General features: G+C 38.1%; 12 protein-coding genes. 1 reads left to right on the top strand and 11 read right to left on the bottom strand.

All coding sequences use genetic code 11. The features are described 5' to 3' along the window. Nucleotides 1-39 precede the first annotated feature (39 nt). The 9 genes from VXS03_RS04640 to VXS03_RS04600 form a co-directional block, all read right to left on the bottom strand. Entirely contained in the window at nucleotides 40-318 is a 279-nt protein-coding gene (locus VXS03_RS04640; RefSeq protein WP_327762249.1) for a hypothetical protein, read from the bottom strand. Between the two features lie 555 nt (nucleotides 319-873). Continuing rightward, entirely contained in the window at nucleotides 874-1611 is a 738-nt protein-coding gene (locus VXS03_RS04635) for a DUF2931 family protein (RefSeq protein ID WP_327762248.1), read from the bottom strand. Between the two features lie 265 nt (nucleotides 1612-1876). Then, a complete protein-coding gene (locus VXS03_RS04630; protein ID WP_327762247.1) occupies nucleotides 1877-2191 on the bottom strand; it encodes a hypothetical protein in 315 nt (104 codons plus the stop codon). 199 nt (nucleotides 2192-2390) lie between these two features. Beyond that, the gene (locus tag VXS03_RS04625) at nucleotides 2391-3128 is read right to left on the bottom strand and encodes a DUF2931 family protein (protein ID WP_327762246.1); all 738 of its coding nucleotides are present in this window, start codon (nucleotides 3126-3128) and stop codon (nucleotides 2391-2393) included. Continuing rightward, on the bottom strand, nucleotides 3129-5207 hold the full coding sequence (locus VXS03_RS04620; protein WP_327762244.1) for a phospholipase effector Tle1 domain-containing protein: 2079 nt from the start codon (nucleotides 5205-5207) through the stop codon (nucleotides 3129-3131). Then, nucleotides 5204-5977 carry a DUF4123 domain-containing protein gene (locus VXS03_RS04615; protein WP_327762242.1) on the bottom strand — a complete coding sequence of 258 codons (774 nt, stop codon included), beginning with the start codon at nucleotides 5975-5977 and terminating at the stop codon, nucleotides 5204-5206. Before VXS03_RS04615 ends, VXS03_RS04620 begins: the two co-directional genes overlap by 4 nt. Further along, a complete protein-coding gene (locus VXS03_RS04610) occupies nucleotides 5977-8007 on the bottom strand; it encodes a type VI secretion system Vgr family protein (protein WP_327762241.1) in 2031 nt (676 codons plus the stop codon). The genes VXS03_RS04615 and VXS03_RS04610 overlap by 1 nt, the downstream gene beginning before the upstream one ends. A gap of 108 nt (nucleotides 8008-8115) precedes the next feature. Continuing rightward, entirely contained in the window at nucleotides 8116-8634 is a 519-nt protein-coding gene (locus VXS03_RS04605) for an Hcp family type VI secretion system effector (RefSeq protein ID WP_327762240.1), read from the bottom strand. A gap of 312 nt (nucleotides 8635-8946) precedes the next feature. Continuing rightward, a complete protein-coding gene (locus VXS03_RS04600) occupies nucleotides 8947-11412 on the bottom strand; it encodes a GH92 family glycosyl hydrolase (RefSeq protein ID WP_327762239.1) in 2466 nt (821 codons plus the stop codon). A gap of 634 nt (nucleotides 11413-12046) precedes the next feature. Here VXS03_RS04600 and VXS03_RS04595 point away from each other — a divergent pair. Further along, a complete protein-coding gene (locus tag VXS03_RS04595; protein WP_327762238.1) occupies nucleotides 12047-12682 on the top strand; it encodes a hypothetical protein in 636 nt (211 codons plus the stop codon). A 79-nt stretch (nucleotides 12683-12761) separates the two neighbouring features. Here the strand turns inward: VXS03_RS04595 and VXS03_RS04590 are convergent, their stop codons facing one another. Beyond that, nucleotides 12762-15254: a GH92 family glycosyl hydrolase gene (locus tag VXS03_RS04590; RefSeq protein ID WP_327762237.1), complete on the bottom strand. Its 2493-nt coding sequence runs from the start codon at nucleotides 15252-15254 to the stop codon at nucleotides 12762-12764. Nucleotides 15255-15556: 302 nt separating this feature from the next. After that, a complete protein-coding gene (gene tpx / locus VXS03_RS04585) occupies nucleotides 15557-16054 on the bottom strand; it encodes a thiol peroxidase (RefSeq protein ID WP_327762236.1) in 498 nt (165 codons plus the stop codon). Nucleotides 16055-16056 lie beyond the last annotated feature (2 nt).

Raw genomic sequence — 16056 nt, 5'->3', positions numbered from 1 at the left:
ATACTTACAGGGTGTTGTTATATAGCAACGGCCATTTCATTATTTACATTTATTAAGTACAAATCCCCACAGCTTTTGCCATATCACATCAAGTTGATTATAAGGCACATAATCATAACGAAAGGCTTTACTATCATCTTCTGCAATACTTTTTACATACTGCTTATTATCGGTAATGACAATTTTCGTAAAACCACGCGTATAAGGCGACACTTCACGTTCAAGAAAACGTAAAGCTTGGCGAGGATCCGTCGTCACTTTTATAATATCAGGATGATGAGATAAGCCATGAGTGATCTTCAACTTAAACCTTGTCATTGTTGCTGTCCTTGAAACGATTGAGATACTCAACAACCGTGAAAATGGAAATATAATAAAGAAATTTAAATAAAATATACTCGCTCTTGTTTCTTTTAAATATCAGCAATATGTTTCAATTTGTATGAAAGATAGGAAGTTGTAACAAAGGCTATCATCAAAGAATAAACAACGAAGGTATTATTAAAAATAAGGCCATCATAGCGATATTAATTAGCGGGTTTTGTTGTTCTTAAAGGTAAGTTAACGGACTATTTCCAGAATAATAGGGAAAGCTTAGAATTTAGGAACATCTTCAAAATCATCGATATACTCTTTTTCAAAAGTTTCATTAAATTGTATTAATATACTTTCAATAGCAGCGATTTTCTCTTCAGTGATAATTATAAAAAGGTATAGATACTCATCGAATTACAACGTCGATAGTTAGATGTTATGTTGGTAATTAAATACCGTCGTAACACGTTAAATTTAACCAAAAACTATCATCATCTCTTAATATGCTCGGTGAGATAGTTACCGCCTCACAGAAAACTGTAAGGCGATAAGCCATTATTAATGAAGTTGCTCTACAGTATAATTCTTCGATGTATATATCTTATTTACCTTGTTCCAAGGGATCGGGACTAGTGTTGCATTGGCTTTTTTAGCTCTTTTTAAAACAGAATTTCTAGTCTGATTATGATCGGAATAAGTACTCCCATTATAATCAGTATTAGGCGTCGCGATGGGAGATAGCTCTGTGACATAAGTATATTTACCACACCCCTCTAACCATACTTTTACTTGGCCATTAGGTAGAAAACCAAAATCAAATGTCGTTTGGTAGCAAGACTTACGCATTCCATCAGATCGAATGTAACTTTGCTTTTTATACATCAGCGCTTTCATTTTCGGCGTGACATTTAGCTCTGTGATATAAAATTTTGCATCAAACAAGGATGTCCAATAGAGCACTATTTTATCGGGTAAATGATTAGTGTATTGGATTTGTGGATACCATCCCATAGTGTTGAAAGCAAGAGGCAATCCATAACCATTATAATCGGGTAGAAACTCTTTCACGCGTTTAAGGCCACTGACCGTCATAAACTGACTATGAGTATGTAAAATAGAAGTCCAATCTTCTGTTTTATTAATGCCATAGGCTTTTGTGACCCTCACTGGATAAAATGATGGCATAGCATAAGCTACTGTCCAATCAGGAACCTCATCAGGTACTCGCTCTTTATTTATCACGCCACATCCACCCAGTAAAAGGCAGAGTAACCCTATTGATATAATGGTTTTCATTTACTGTCCTTGTTTACATTCAAAAATTTCACGAAGAGCGATACTGCCATCGTCTTTATAAAATTGATGATTAGCTATCCCACCGTCTGCTGAATAAGGTCGTTATCCATAAAGCTTTTTAAGCACTTTTCATTACACCGTAAATCAATTATTTGAAACGTCGTTATTATTCCAAGCATTGCCATCTGCGACTTATGGGCTTGTTGCAAAAGATTAAAACAAAGAAAAAAGCTTTGCTCGTAAGCAAAGCCAAAATAAGGGGTCATTATTTATTTTTCTGGGGCTCTAATGGCGTACTACGATAATCACTACCCGCTTGATAAATTCGTAACTTAGCAAAACCATCAGTATCGAGTGGATTTTTTGCTTCAACCGTTATATCCCCTAAAGTTACATCACAGTCAAAAGAATCATTGTATTGCTGAAAGGGAATACGCAACTCATACTGTTCTGGGTTAGTCGAGAAATTATGTGTGATATGCCATTTTACATTGGCACCATCAGACCAACCAAAAGCGGCACTCCACGTTTTGGCTTTGCAATTTTTACCACTGGCTCCAAAAATCGCCCAAGCATCCACTTTGGCATCGGCAGGTTTTATTCCCTTTATAGTGATATATCATTCATTATTCTCATCGCCCCAAACTTGGGTTGCTCCTTGATCTCGTCCGGTAATACTTGGCTTGGCATGAGTAGCGCTTGATTGAGGTCATCATCTCTTAATATGCTCGGTGAGATAGTTACCGCCTCACAGAAAGCTGTAAGGCGATAAGCCATTATTAATGAAGTTGCTCTACAGTATAATTCTTCGATGTATATATCTTATTTACCTTGTTCCAAGGGATCGGGACTAGTGTTGCATTGGCTTTTTTAGCTCTTTTTAAAACAGAATTTCTAGTCTGATTATGATCGGAATAAGTACTCCCATTATAATCAGTATTAGGCGTCGCGATGGGAGATAGCTCTGTGACATAAGTATATTTACCACACCCCTCTAACCATACTTTTACTTGCCCGTTAGGTAGAAAACCAAAATCAAATGTCGTTTGATAGCAAGAGCGACGAATACCATCAGCTTCAACTCGGTTTTGTTTTTTATACATCAGCCCTTTCATTTTTGGCGTAACATTTAGTTCTGTGATATAAAATTTCGCATCAAACAAGGATGTCCAATAGAGCACTATTTTATCGGGTAAATGGTTGGTGTATTGGACTTGTCTATATCCTCCCATAGTCGCAAAAGCTAAGGGTAATCCATAGCCATCATAATTGGGTAGAAACTCTTTCACGCGTTTAAGGCCACTGACCGTCATAAATTGACTATGAGTATGTAAAATAGAAGTCCAATCTTCTGTTTTATTAATACCATAGGCTTTGGTAACTCTCACTGGATAAAATGATGGCATGGCATAAGCCACCGTCCAATCAGGAACCTCATCAGGTACTCGCTCTTTATTTATCACGCCACATCCACCCAGAAAAAGGGAGAATATCACTGTTAATATAATGGTTTTCATTTACTGTCCTTGTTTACATTCGAAAATTTCACGAAGAGCAATACTTCCATCGTCTTTATAAAATTGATAATTAGCTATCCCACCGTCTGCTGAATGGTGAATAAGGTCGTTATCCATAAAATCATGTAACTGTTTATCGTTACACAGTGATTTCACAATCTTATCTATCTCACCATTTTTAGCGTCATTTAAGATCGTTTCGCAATATTGGCCAAAAGGTATGGAGCCAATTGTTTGTGGAACAATATAAGTTGGAAAATCTTTGTTATTCCAAATATCACCATCTTCAATTTTATCATCCAATGGCACCCCATAGTGGCTAGCAAGACCGTACATTAAGCGTAAATACAAGCGGGATAGCTCCCCATGAGCCACTCGTCGATAATACAGTTTGGTGGTAATTTGCTTTTGATCACCATTCAACGGGGTGATATCGCTTTTGATTGTAAAATTTTCGGCTTTCCAGCCCATAGTAACTTCTTTTTCTTGGTGCTGTTTAAGATCGTCTTCAAAACGTTTTTGGATTTTTTTAAGTTCAAAATCAAATAAATGGCCTCTTTGAGTTAGGGTTTTTATGCACTTATTCTCTAATAATGGTAATAAGTACCCTTTATCGAATGCGGCAGATGCATAATAACCACCGCCAATGTCAGAGTGACAGCCTGGCACTTCAAGCTCGATAAAATTTGACGCGGGATTGAATTTATTTAAACAAAAATTATAGCGGTATTCCGCTTTTCTGCATGCGGTTAAGTGAACCGCATGCTTAACGCGCGCAGGGTCTAGCCATAATCGTACATTTCCTGTTTTATCATTATGAGGAGATATGTCACCAGTCATAAAGTTGGTGATTGCCGCCACTGTATCAAATATTCCAGCAAAGGTGATTTCACAAGAATCGTTGTGTTGCCAATTAAAGTTCGCTGCGAAGTTAATATTATTATCTTGGCAGGCTTTAATCATGAGAGTCGCAAACTTCCCTTCTTTACCTTCTAACACAAGGTTAATGAAATGCCGTGCCGCCGCTGCACCTCGACTAAAACCCCATACGTCTAATTCAACTTTTTTAATACCATCATATGCATCAAAAACATCTAATATTCCAGAGTGTATATCCTTTAAATTTTTACATAATTGTTTAATCCCTGTCTCGGCTTTTTGGGTGACACCATAATCGCCAATACCTAACCCTTGCCCAATTAACGATTCATCAGCGGGTGCAATATCGGTACTGTTACCTGTTCCTACGCCAGTGATGTACTCCCCGTGATAGGAGATTCGTTCTTTTATATTAGGTTTTCGACTATCTGGATAACGTTCAAACAGCTTCTGAATATTGGTATGCTCATTGGCGGCACTACCTGTAACTTCATAAACTTCAACACATTGGTTTTCGTCAGGTTTGTTTTCAATAGGAATTCGAAACTTTTCATCTTGAGGGTATTGAAAGCATCGGTCATCTAAATCTTTAATGGCAATACGGCCGTTTTGACTCGCTATTTCAAAACGAGATTTCCACAGTGGGGTGAATCTTTTTATCTGCTCTATCCCCCAATCTGAACTATAAGTATTATTTGCTGTGCCGTCGAAAAACATGCCAACACGAAGTGTAATGTAATTAAAACCTTTTACTTTAATCACATAGCTGGTGTTCGTGATTAAATGAACCTCACCTTCAGCTTCAGCGATATGCTTCGGTGGCAATGTTTGAGTGGATTCTAATTCAACAAAATCCCCTGTAGTGGCCGTGATTAATTTTTTGGCCGTGTTGTTATGTCCTAGCGCTTTTAGACGTTGAGTGACATTATCAGGCTCACTATCAAGAGGGGTCCGTTGTTGCGACTCTTTTAACCATGTCGCATTATCAAACACGATTGAGACTGGACCGGAAGCAAGTGACCTCACTACAACAGGCTTACCTGTTAGCTGTATGATAAATACGGTGCCTGATGCATCGGTTAATCGGCCACTAATATTTTTAAAAGGAACGTTATGCTCGTCCACAAACATAAACTCAATCCAGTATTTCATTTTCTCACACGGAATACAGAATGGACTTGCACCTGTTGGGCTACTCATGAGATTTTCCCTAACCAATGTTGTAGTTCTTGTTGTTCATCAATGTCTAAATGTAATCGCTCAATGACCAGAGTGAAGGATATTTGGGTCTGTTGTATTAATTGAGCGATCACCCAAAACTCCAAAGACGCTTTTTTTATCAACGAGCTACCTTGGTTAAATAAGAGAGTTAAATCAGATTCTGTCTTATTCAGTTTCGCCATTAACTCTGGAATAGTTTGCCAAAGTCGTCGTGAGACACAATAGGCGTGGTTGTTGATGTTATACAGCTCAGTAAAATCATCATTTTCAATTATCCACCACGGCGCTTCTTGTAAAGAAAATCGCTCTGGGTAAGCATTTTCAAAAAGTGTATATTTCCCAGAGAACATCACATGAACCCGTTGTGCAGCCCCCAGTAATTTTGTCTGTCTTTCTGTAGAACTATTGTAATAAACCGCATTAAAAATATGAGGGTCATAAAAACGAAACATCACGTTTTCACCTTGATAACCAGCTAAGAGCAAAGAGCGTAAATGGGCAATAAGTGTCTGATATGATAACGACTCAAATAGAATACCTTTAGACAGTAAAGATTCATCTAGATGAGTGTGATTGTCAGTGATAGGGATCACCCAAGGGGAGACGTCGACCAAATCATTAAAAGGTTGAGAGGCAAACAGGGGCTCAGCACCTTCTAGATAGCTCGCTCCATTGTGTAACACTGCTTTATATGTATCGTGATTAATGAGCCAATATAAAGGGAGATTATTTTCTATTTTATTCAACATCAACTTTGCTCCTCTAGAGGACAGGTTTTCACCATAGGAACATTAGCTTTTTCTGCTTTCATGAATGCGGTAATAGAAACTATAGCTGTAGGTATTAATGCTACCGCTGCTTCAACTGCACCTGGTAATAACGGCGAAACACCCGCATAGCCGGAGCCACTGCCAGCACTTCCACCTGAATTTAAATTTACTGCCGCCCCGACCAATGACACACCCGACGCGTCTATTTTGATAAAACTACCGCCTGCTTTTAATGTAATTTCAGCACCAGCTTCAATCACAACTTTATTACCGGCTTTAATATGAATCTCATTCCCCGCATCGACTAATATCGCTTTACCCTGTTTAAGATGTAATGTGCCGTCGATCATCAATGTTTGATCGCCTTTAACATACTGACGACTTTCACCATCAACCGTTAAATGATCATTCATTTTTATTTGGGTAAAGCGTTCATTTTCTACATCAAGGTGTAAATCATGTTTGATATTATCGGTACGATCATTTTCAACTAAGACATTGACATCTTTTTGCGCTCGAACGTAGATTTCTTCTTTACCTGCTTGGTCTTCAAAACGCAGTTCGTTATAGCCATCACCTTGGTGGGTTTCAGTGCGTAAAACAGTGCGGGTTTTATGGGCCGGTAATTCATAAGGAGGCTGATTGGTGGCATGATAAGTACGGCCAGTGATGATCGGTTGATCGGGATCACCTTCTAAAAAATCAACAATCACTTCATGGCCTACACGAGGCAGGGCAACCATACCATATTGGCTACCTGCCCAACCTTGTGAAACTCGCACCCAACAGCTGGCGTTATCATCACTGTTACTGTAACGATCCCAAGGGAACTGAATTCTGACACGCCCAAATTCATCACAATAAATTTCTTCACCTTCAGGACCAACAACCAGCGCGATTTGTGGGCCATCAACGGTGGGTTTGGCATTAAACGGCGGGCGCCAAGGACGATGAGCGGGAATGACAACAAACTCATTATTATAGGTTGTTGCACCTTCACCACCGGCTTCTTCTAATGCTTGGGGTTGAGTGCCAACATGGGTGACAGCGATGATCAACCAATCACGATTACAGGTTTCATTATCATGCTCTTGCAGCGTAAATTTCACGCCGGGAAGAATAGTGGGTACATTACTTTTGGCATTCGCGGTCTGAGCATCGCGTCGAAGAGATTCAATTCGAAACTGCACAAAAGGTTTACCACTGGCATCGTCTTTATAACGACCAGGGTAATCAAAATGCTCATAGGTGGTTTGTTGGTAATCTGCTTCTTTCGCTGCTGAAGTTTGTAAAAAACTATAAGCAGGCTTTTTAAAACTGTAATCTTTTAGCTGAGCGGATGATGAGCAAATTTGGGTATTACGCGCAAAAGTTCGAATAAACGGTACGCTACTGCGACCACCACTGCGGCTATTGTAAGCTAGGGGCTCAGCTAAACGGGTTACTGTTTGGGTATCGTCACTAAAAATGAGGGTGTTTTTGTTATTGTCGTGATTGAAGTAATAAAAAATCCCTTCTTCTGCGGCAATTCTATCAATAAAGGCTAAATCACTTTCACGGTATTGTACGCAATATTCACGCTGTACTAATTGGCGGCTGATCGCAAAACCATAGTCATTAATGCCCATTTCTTGCAGCAAGATAGAGATAATTTCTGGCACTGTTTGTGTTTGAAAAATACGGCTATTTTGACGCAAGGCTAACCGTGCCAAAGGTGGCACAAATTCAACGTGATAGATTGTGTGACTATGGCCGGTATCGCCTTGAGTGAATTGGCGCACAATACCATGCCATTGCTGTTGTAATTCACCATGCTGCCAAACCGTTAATTTGGCATTACGATCAATGGTTTCAATTGGTGTTAAGCTGGGATTGCGGCTGGCTAAATCGATTGTAAAAGAAAAAGGTAAAGACAAGGTGTCGTTGCCTTTAAATTCAGTCACAGCAAATGTTGATGCATCAAGTCCTTCAACGGAAAAGGTAAATTGTAATCCTGTTTGTTGTGCCATGATGTTACCTCAATTAAACCTATGCTAAAGCGATGAATGAATGCCTTAGCACAGGCATAAACGACAAAAGCCCGCACTAGAGCAGTACGGGCAATAATTATTTGATACTTACGCTTCTAGCGGAGCACGCCAGTCATCAGCACCCGATGTGCCAGAAACCGTGTGATCCCAATTAATTTTGCGGTAAGCCATTGAGATTTCGATCAGCTGAGTGAAATCAGCTTTGGTTGAATCTTGGCAATGTGGCATTTGATTGTCGATATTCACAATCGTTGCATCAGTTAACGTGGTTGTGAAGTAATGCTCTTGCTTACCTTCAACAGAAGTGCGGTACCACTTAAGTTCAACCGTTGGCAACATTTCACCAGACGCCAATGAGTTGTACATCAACGGCACAGCTTTGTTTAATGCCACGGTAAATTTGAAAGGTTTATGGACACGCTGACCAGCAGGTTGACCTGATTGCGGATCAGTTGGCACGGTTACAATGTGTTTAAACTCTTGCACCAGCATCTGGTCTTCATGACCTTCAACGTAAATGTTGCCGACAGAATTTGCAGTGAATGCACCCGCAGTGATGTTGCCCTGAGTTTGACCTTGAATAGAGATATAACATGGAGTTGGCATGGTAATGTCCTTAAAAATATTGGAATTTAATCACTTTTAAAGCAACTTCCATACCACATCAGAAAATAAAAATAAGATATTGAATTATAAGTAAATTAAAATAAAAATCATGCTTCAATCAATACTCTGAGCAAGTTATTGCCCAGTACCGAGCAAACTATTGCCTAACAAGCAAATTATCGCCCACATTTACGCTTAGCAATACAAACACCAAATCAAGAGCATAAAAAAGGCCAAGTACTATGCACTTAGCCTTCATTAAAAATCATCAACCTAGTTTAAAACGATATATTTTCATTTAATTTTTGTTAATTAAAATATCGCCTGCAATGCTTGCTTCTTATCACCCGTCATCACAAACCGTAATTCACCACCGGCTTTAATATCACTATGTTTAAAGGTTAAATTAGCTCCTAGCGCTTGGCCATTAATGGTGACTGACTGAACGTATTTATTCACCGGACTATTATTATCAGCCACGATAGTAAATTCACCGCCCTCAACATCAATCGCAACCTTATCAAACAATGGACGCCCAATTGAATAAGTAGGATCTGCAGGTGTTACTTGATAGAAACCCAAAGCACTCATGATGTACCATGCTGACATTTGCCCCACATCTTCATTACCAATCAGACCTGTCGGCTCAGTGGTATAGAACTGATTCATGATTTGATCTAAGTATTCCTGTGCTTTCCAAGGCTCATCAGTCAAATTGTATAAGTATGGAATATGGTGTGATGGTTCATTACCATGCATATATTGACCAATATAACCGGTTAAATCTGGCAGTTCTTCACCAGTATTTGAAGAGCGAGCAGTAAACAACTCATCTAAGTCTTCACGGAATGATTTTTCAGGCGTCATATTCGGTTTATTTTGAGCAACATCAGCTGTATAAATTTCTTGCTTTAGACGCTCAAAATCATGCATTGGCTGGAACTTCCACTGCCATGCATTACCTTCAGTAAAGGCAAATTCATCAACAAAATATGGATCAAATGGCAATAGTGGGCATTGCTCCATTGCTTTACTACTACCATCCGTTTGTACCACATCTATCATCACACATTCATCTTTGCGCGACTCATCAATAGGCTGATTAAATTGTGATGCAGGTTTATTCGGACTAACACTTAATGGGTGATTCTTCGGACGTAAGAAGCCACTAACTTTATCCCAATGCTGCAACCAGTTATCAGCACGGCTTAAAAACTCGTCTTGCAGTTTTACATCACCTGCCATACGCGCAATTTCTGATACTGCCCAATCACCATAAGCAAACTCTAAGGTATAAGAGGCTGAGTTCCAGTAGCCATGATGAACATATTTATTTTGTTCATAAACCTTTACTTGCACCACATTTGCAGCACCAATGTTTTGATCGTCAGTCCAGTCTGGAAATTCACTTTTCTCATGATAGCGCGCGGTAAACTCTGCAGCTTCTAATGCATCTTGCGCATTCACCTTTAAATCTTTTGCCATTGCATCTGCAATAATTGAAATGGCCGGGAAACCAATCATCGTCCCCGTATAGTGACCTTGTAATTCCCATTTAGGCAAAATACCGCCATCTTTATATTTACGAATGAGATCATTAGCATATTCTGTTGCGCGTTGTGGATTAATGATAGTTTGTAGGGGATGGAAAGCGCGGAAAGTATCCCACATTGAATACACAGAATAGTTTGGCGTATTCCCTGCATCTTTAATTTCTTGAGTACGCATTGCACGGTACTGACCATCAACATCTTGGAAAATCATCGGTGCAATTGAAGCGTGGTAAAGGGCTGTATAGAAAATCTGCTTTTGATCTTCTGTGCCACCTTCAACTTCAACCTTGGCCAGTTCGTTATGCCATGCTTGTTGAGATTGCGCCAGCACAGTATCAAACCCCCACGCAGGTACTTCTGCATTAAGATTTTTCTCTGCGCCGTCAATGCCCGTAGGCGATAGACCCACTTTTAATTCTAATGGTTGATCTGTCGGCGCAAACTCTAAATAAGCAATGGTTTTAACCGCTTCAATATTATCATTATGTAATTTAACGCTCGTTTCAACCCCATCAATTAGTGCGGTTGCTTTCACAATCGGTTGGTTAAATTTTGCATAAAAATAGACATGTTGATTATTTGCCCAGCCATCTGAACTACGTTGGCCTCGAATAGTATAGTCATCAATTATTTCAATATTACCGACAGTGGTACTATTACCCCAACTCTTATTTAGAGTATGATCTAAGTCGAATTTAATAAATGGAGTAGTCCCTTCAGCAAAGGTATATTTATGGTAACCCACACGTGCAGTTGTGGTTAATTCTGCTTTTATATCACCACGATTTAATTCAACTGAATAATAACCCGCTTCTGCAATTTCATTCGCTTTATCAAAGGTATTATAAGTTACGTTATTTTTTTCAGTAAAAGGCAAAACTAATATATCACCTAAATCAGTGATACCAGTACCACTTAAATGAGTATGTGAAAAACCATACACTGGAATATCTTGTTGCTTGCCATGATCAAAATAACCTGCAGCCGAACCCCAACCATCCATTTCTGTATCAGGGCTTAGTTGCACCATTCCCGATGGATATACCGCACCAGGAAAAGTATGGCCATCAGCACCAGTACCAATAAAAGGGTTTACATATTGTAAATATACGTCTGAAACTGGAGTAATATTATCTTTAGATACTGATGTATCATCAGAATTACAGCCAACTAACCCTACAGCTAATGCGATAGAGAATGCTACTGGACTCAGTTTATTTATCATTATTATCGACCTATATTATTGATGGTTGAGTAACGAGTTAAATAAATATCAACTCAATTTGTTTCATTCAATAATAAAAATAAACATCACTATTAAGTAGTAGCAAAAAGGTACATTTACTGGATTTTTATCGCGAGTTTATTATTTAGTGACATTGCTTCAGTGCAACTAACCTTAATAAAGGCCGGTGGTATCACAAAAAATCATACATCGACTTATAAAACAATAAAGTTCATTAGACACACCAATATAGGTAGAGTTGGTGCCATTAATTTAACAATCAACCACAAAAAGAGTCATTTCTAACCCAAAAATAAGAATATTCCTATAAGCCAATTATCACTCTCTATAAAAACATTATTTCTAATAAGTAATAATATTATTTACTATAACGATATTATAATTACTATTTATGCTTTAATCTTCGGCAAACAAAGCATAAGTAAGCATCTCTTATGCAATACCTATATTTACAATCGGCATATTAAATATGCAAAAATAATTAATAAATAAAATAACTTTCTGAATATATACTGAACTTTAATCAATAATATTTGTGTTTATTAACCTATTTTATTTATGCTAATAAACAATAGATATAAGTTCGTAACTCAAACAAACCACTGGCAATAATATGCGCTCAGATATAAATACAATAATTTTTAAGTTAATAAATTTTTTATTTCTCTTAATTATATTAGCAATACCTATAGCTATCATTAACTATGATGTACTTTATTTAAAAAACAATATTCCTGAACAGTCTTTAACTGAATATACTCAAGCACTTTTATTATTATGTACCGCAGTTGCATTTGCTTACCTAGGGCAAACCAATAAACTTTACCGCCGAACCGCTTTTCTTATTGCTGGTTTTTTCGCATGTTTATTAATAAGAGAACTTGATCTCTTTTTTGATCATTTAATTTTCCATGGTTTTTGGGTTTATCCTGCATTAAGCGTTGCCATTGCAGCCCTAATCTATGCTAATCAGCAACGAGAAAGAACCATCTCTGCTTTAGCTGAAGTAATGAAAAATAGTTACTTCCCTATATTATGTTTAGGCCTTGGTATTACTTTAGTTTATTCTCGATTATTTGGTATGGGTAGTATGTGGCATCAAATTTTAGGGGATAATTTTCAACGCATAGTTAAAAATATTGCAGAAGAAAGTTCTGAATTACTAGGCTACACCCTAATATTTTATGCTTCTATAAATTATGTTTTCTATTATATTAAACAATATAAAACATCAATAAAAAACAATTAATTCCTATAGATATTCGCTTTTTTTAATTTAATAAAAAGGGACGTAAACTTACGTCCCTTTATAATAATATATTAATATTTTATTTAATTGCAGGTAATGTCATTGCTTGTGATTTATCAGCTGTCATCACAAATTTAAGTTCACCGCCCACTTTAAATTCTGAATGATTAAAAAACAAACCGTTATCAAGAGGTTTACCATTAATTGATACCGATTTTATGTACATATTATCATCAGCATTATTCAGTGCTTTAACTGTGAAGAAACCATCCTTTACAGGTAATCGCACTTCATCAAATAACGGTCGACCAACAGTATATATAGGTGCAGCAGCATTAACTTGATAAAAGCCCATCGCCGACATCACATACCATGCCGACATTGAACCGACATCTTCATTACCAATAATGCCAGCAGGTTCTGCAAAATACATCTCATCTAAAATATAATCGACAACCTCTTGAGTTTTCCATGGCTCAGCAGTCCAATTATAAAGATATGGAATATGATGTGATGGCTCATTACCAAAGGCTACTTGGCCAATCATACCTGACATATCCGCAGTTTCGGTACCTTCACTACCAGCAGTAAAAGTAGCATCGAGATTTTTAGCAAAAGCGGCCTGACCGCCCATTTCATGTTGTAGGCCATTAATATCATGCGGTACAAACCATGTCCACTGCCATGCATTACCTTCTGCATAAGGACCTGATTCGTGTGCGGTATTATAAGGGTCAAATGGCGAAATAAATTCACCATCAAGGGTTAATGGACGCATAAACCCAGTTACATTATGTTCAGCATACTCAGTTGGATTATTATCAAAGTAACGCTTAAATGCTTGTGAACGTGCTAAATATTGTTGTTCAATTACAGTATCACCTGACGCTTTTGCTATTTGAGCAATTGCCCAATCATAAAACGCATTTTCTAACCCATAAGAAACGGATTCTTTAATATTTTCATCGTTTTCATTCGTGACAGGCACAAAACCTTGCTGTTGAGAAAATTTAATCGCATCAGGTAGAACACGTTTTAATACATCAAGATCCCACTCTTGAGCTAATATTGCATGGTTATCATAAGTTGATGATTCAACAGCGGCTTGCAATGCTTGTTGTTTTTCTTGTTGTGTAAATTCATTTGGGAACTTAGTGATCGCATCAGCAATAACAGCAACCGCGGGATAACCAATCATGGTGCCTGTTTCATCCCCTAGATGTTCCCACTTAGGCAATAAACCACTTTCCCGCCATTTCTGAACCATATTCTTGGCATATTGAACGGCACGTTCAGGCTCCGTAATGGTTTTTAATGGATGTAACGCACGGAAAGTATCCCATAATGAATATACCGAAAAGTTTGGTTGTTCAGGCGTTGCTTGACCATAAGCAATAGAATATTCACCATCGCCATTACGAATAGAACCTTTACCCATCCCCCTAAATTCACCACTGACATCTTGATGCACTTGAGGGGCTATTTTTGTATGGTAAAGCCCGGTATAAAATATTTCTTTTTGCTCTGGTGTTCCGCCTTTAACATCAAAATTTAATGCCCGTTGCCATTTTTTCACCGCCGCCATGCGTGCTTCATCAAATGACTGATTAGCTTCTGCGTCATGGTTAGCTTTTGCGCCATCAGCACTTACAGCAGAGATTGCGACGGCAGCATTAACAACCTGAGTATCACCGCCTTCAAACTCAACATAGGCAGTAACGTCAGCTTTAATGCGCTTAACTGGCTTACCCGCATCATCACGCAGTAATTCTGAAACATGCTCGGCGGTTAAGCCTTCTACTGGTTTACCGTTAGCTAAGATAACCACATTTTTGATTTTTTTATCAAAGGTCGCATGGAAGAATATTTTCTGATTTTTCGCCCAACCAGAAAAATGTGCCGCATCTCTTTCACCTGTGATGGTATAACCATCTTCACTGACAGTTAATTGATTACGTAATGAGGTCGAACCCCAATCACTGTTTAAAATAGAATTTAAATCAATTTTTAATTTCTGATCAGCGCCTTGAGGGTAAGTATAGCGGTGAAAACCAACCCGCTCAGATGCAGTTAATTCGGCTTTAATGTCATTATCTGCAATTTCAACACTATAATAACCGACTTCAGCATGTTCAGTTGTTTTATCCATTTTCACTGAGATAGCTTTACGGTAATCATCATTATCTTCAATATATTTTTGGTTATCTTCAATAAATGGCAAAAATAGGATATCACCTAATCCCCCCATTCCTGTGCCACTTAAATGTGTATGTGAGAAACCAAATAACGTATCTTTATCATAATGATAGCCAGACGAAGAGTGCCACCCCATCAATTCAGTATCAGGAGATAGCTGTATCATACCTTCAGGTACGACCGCGCCAGGAAAAGTATGGCCATTAAATCCAGTACCAATAAACGGATCAACAAATTTAGTATTGCCCGTTAACTCAATCGTAGGTCGATCTTTATCTGGCACAATAGTGGTCGTATTATTTATAGTCTCGTCATTACACCCAGCTAATACTGCTGCAACCATTAGAGCCAAAGGCATTATCTTCATTGTCGGCATATCCATTCCCTAGCTTATCTCGTTAGCTGTAAATTGTTATATCGACAGCTACAATTGAAAAATTCTAACTGAATTATCAATAAACTTAGGTGTAGGATATATAGGACGAATTACGCATTCACTGGTTTTTTGTAACAGCAATTATTCGCTGTGACATAACGCATATTCCTTTAAAGCTCGCTTTGGACTCAATATCACAGTTTAATGTTTACACATAAAAAAGCCGCTATATGTATAACCACATAACGACTTTTTTAATTAATTGAAAACCGCTCTAGCCCTACAAGCTATAAAAGTAATTCTCAGCGTAAAACCGCCATTGCTGCTTCATAATTAGGTTCATGTTTGATCTCAGCAACGCGTTCACTGTAAATCACTTGACCATCTTCATTAATAATAATCACAGCACGCGCAGCCAAACCTTTTAGTGGCCCTTCATTAATATTTACACCATAAGCTTGAGTAAATTGAGGCTCACGGAAAAATGATGCTGTTTTAACATTTTCAATCCCTTCTGCTGCACAGAAACGACTTGCGGCAAATGGCAGGTCAGCCGAAATACAAAGCACAACAGTATTATCGATATCAGCCGCCATTTGATTAAACGCACGTACACTCATCGCACAAACAGGTGTATCCACACTTGGAAAAATATTTAAAACAACTTTCTTTCCTTTAAGTGAACTCAGTGTCAAATCACTAAGATCTGCACCACAAAGTGTAAACTCTGGCGCGGATTGCCCTGCTTGTGGGAATTGACCTAATACTGATAATTTTTTTCCTTCAACAGTTACTGACATAA

Origin of the sequence: Photobacterium sp. S4TG1, from assembly GCF_036040035.1 — a bacterium.
Classification (GTDB): Bacteria; Pseudomonadota; Gammaproteobacteria; order Enterobacterales; family Vibrionaceae; genus Photobacterium.
Note: the sequence above shows the minus strand (reverse complement) of the source record. Positions and strands in the feature narration are given on the sequence as shown.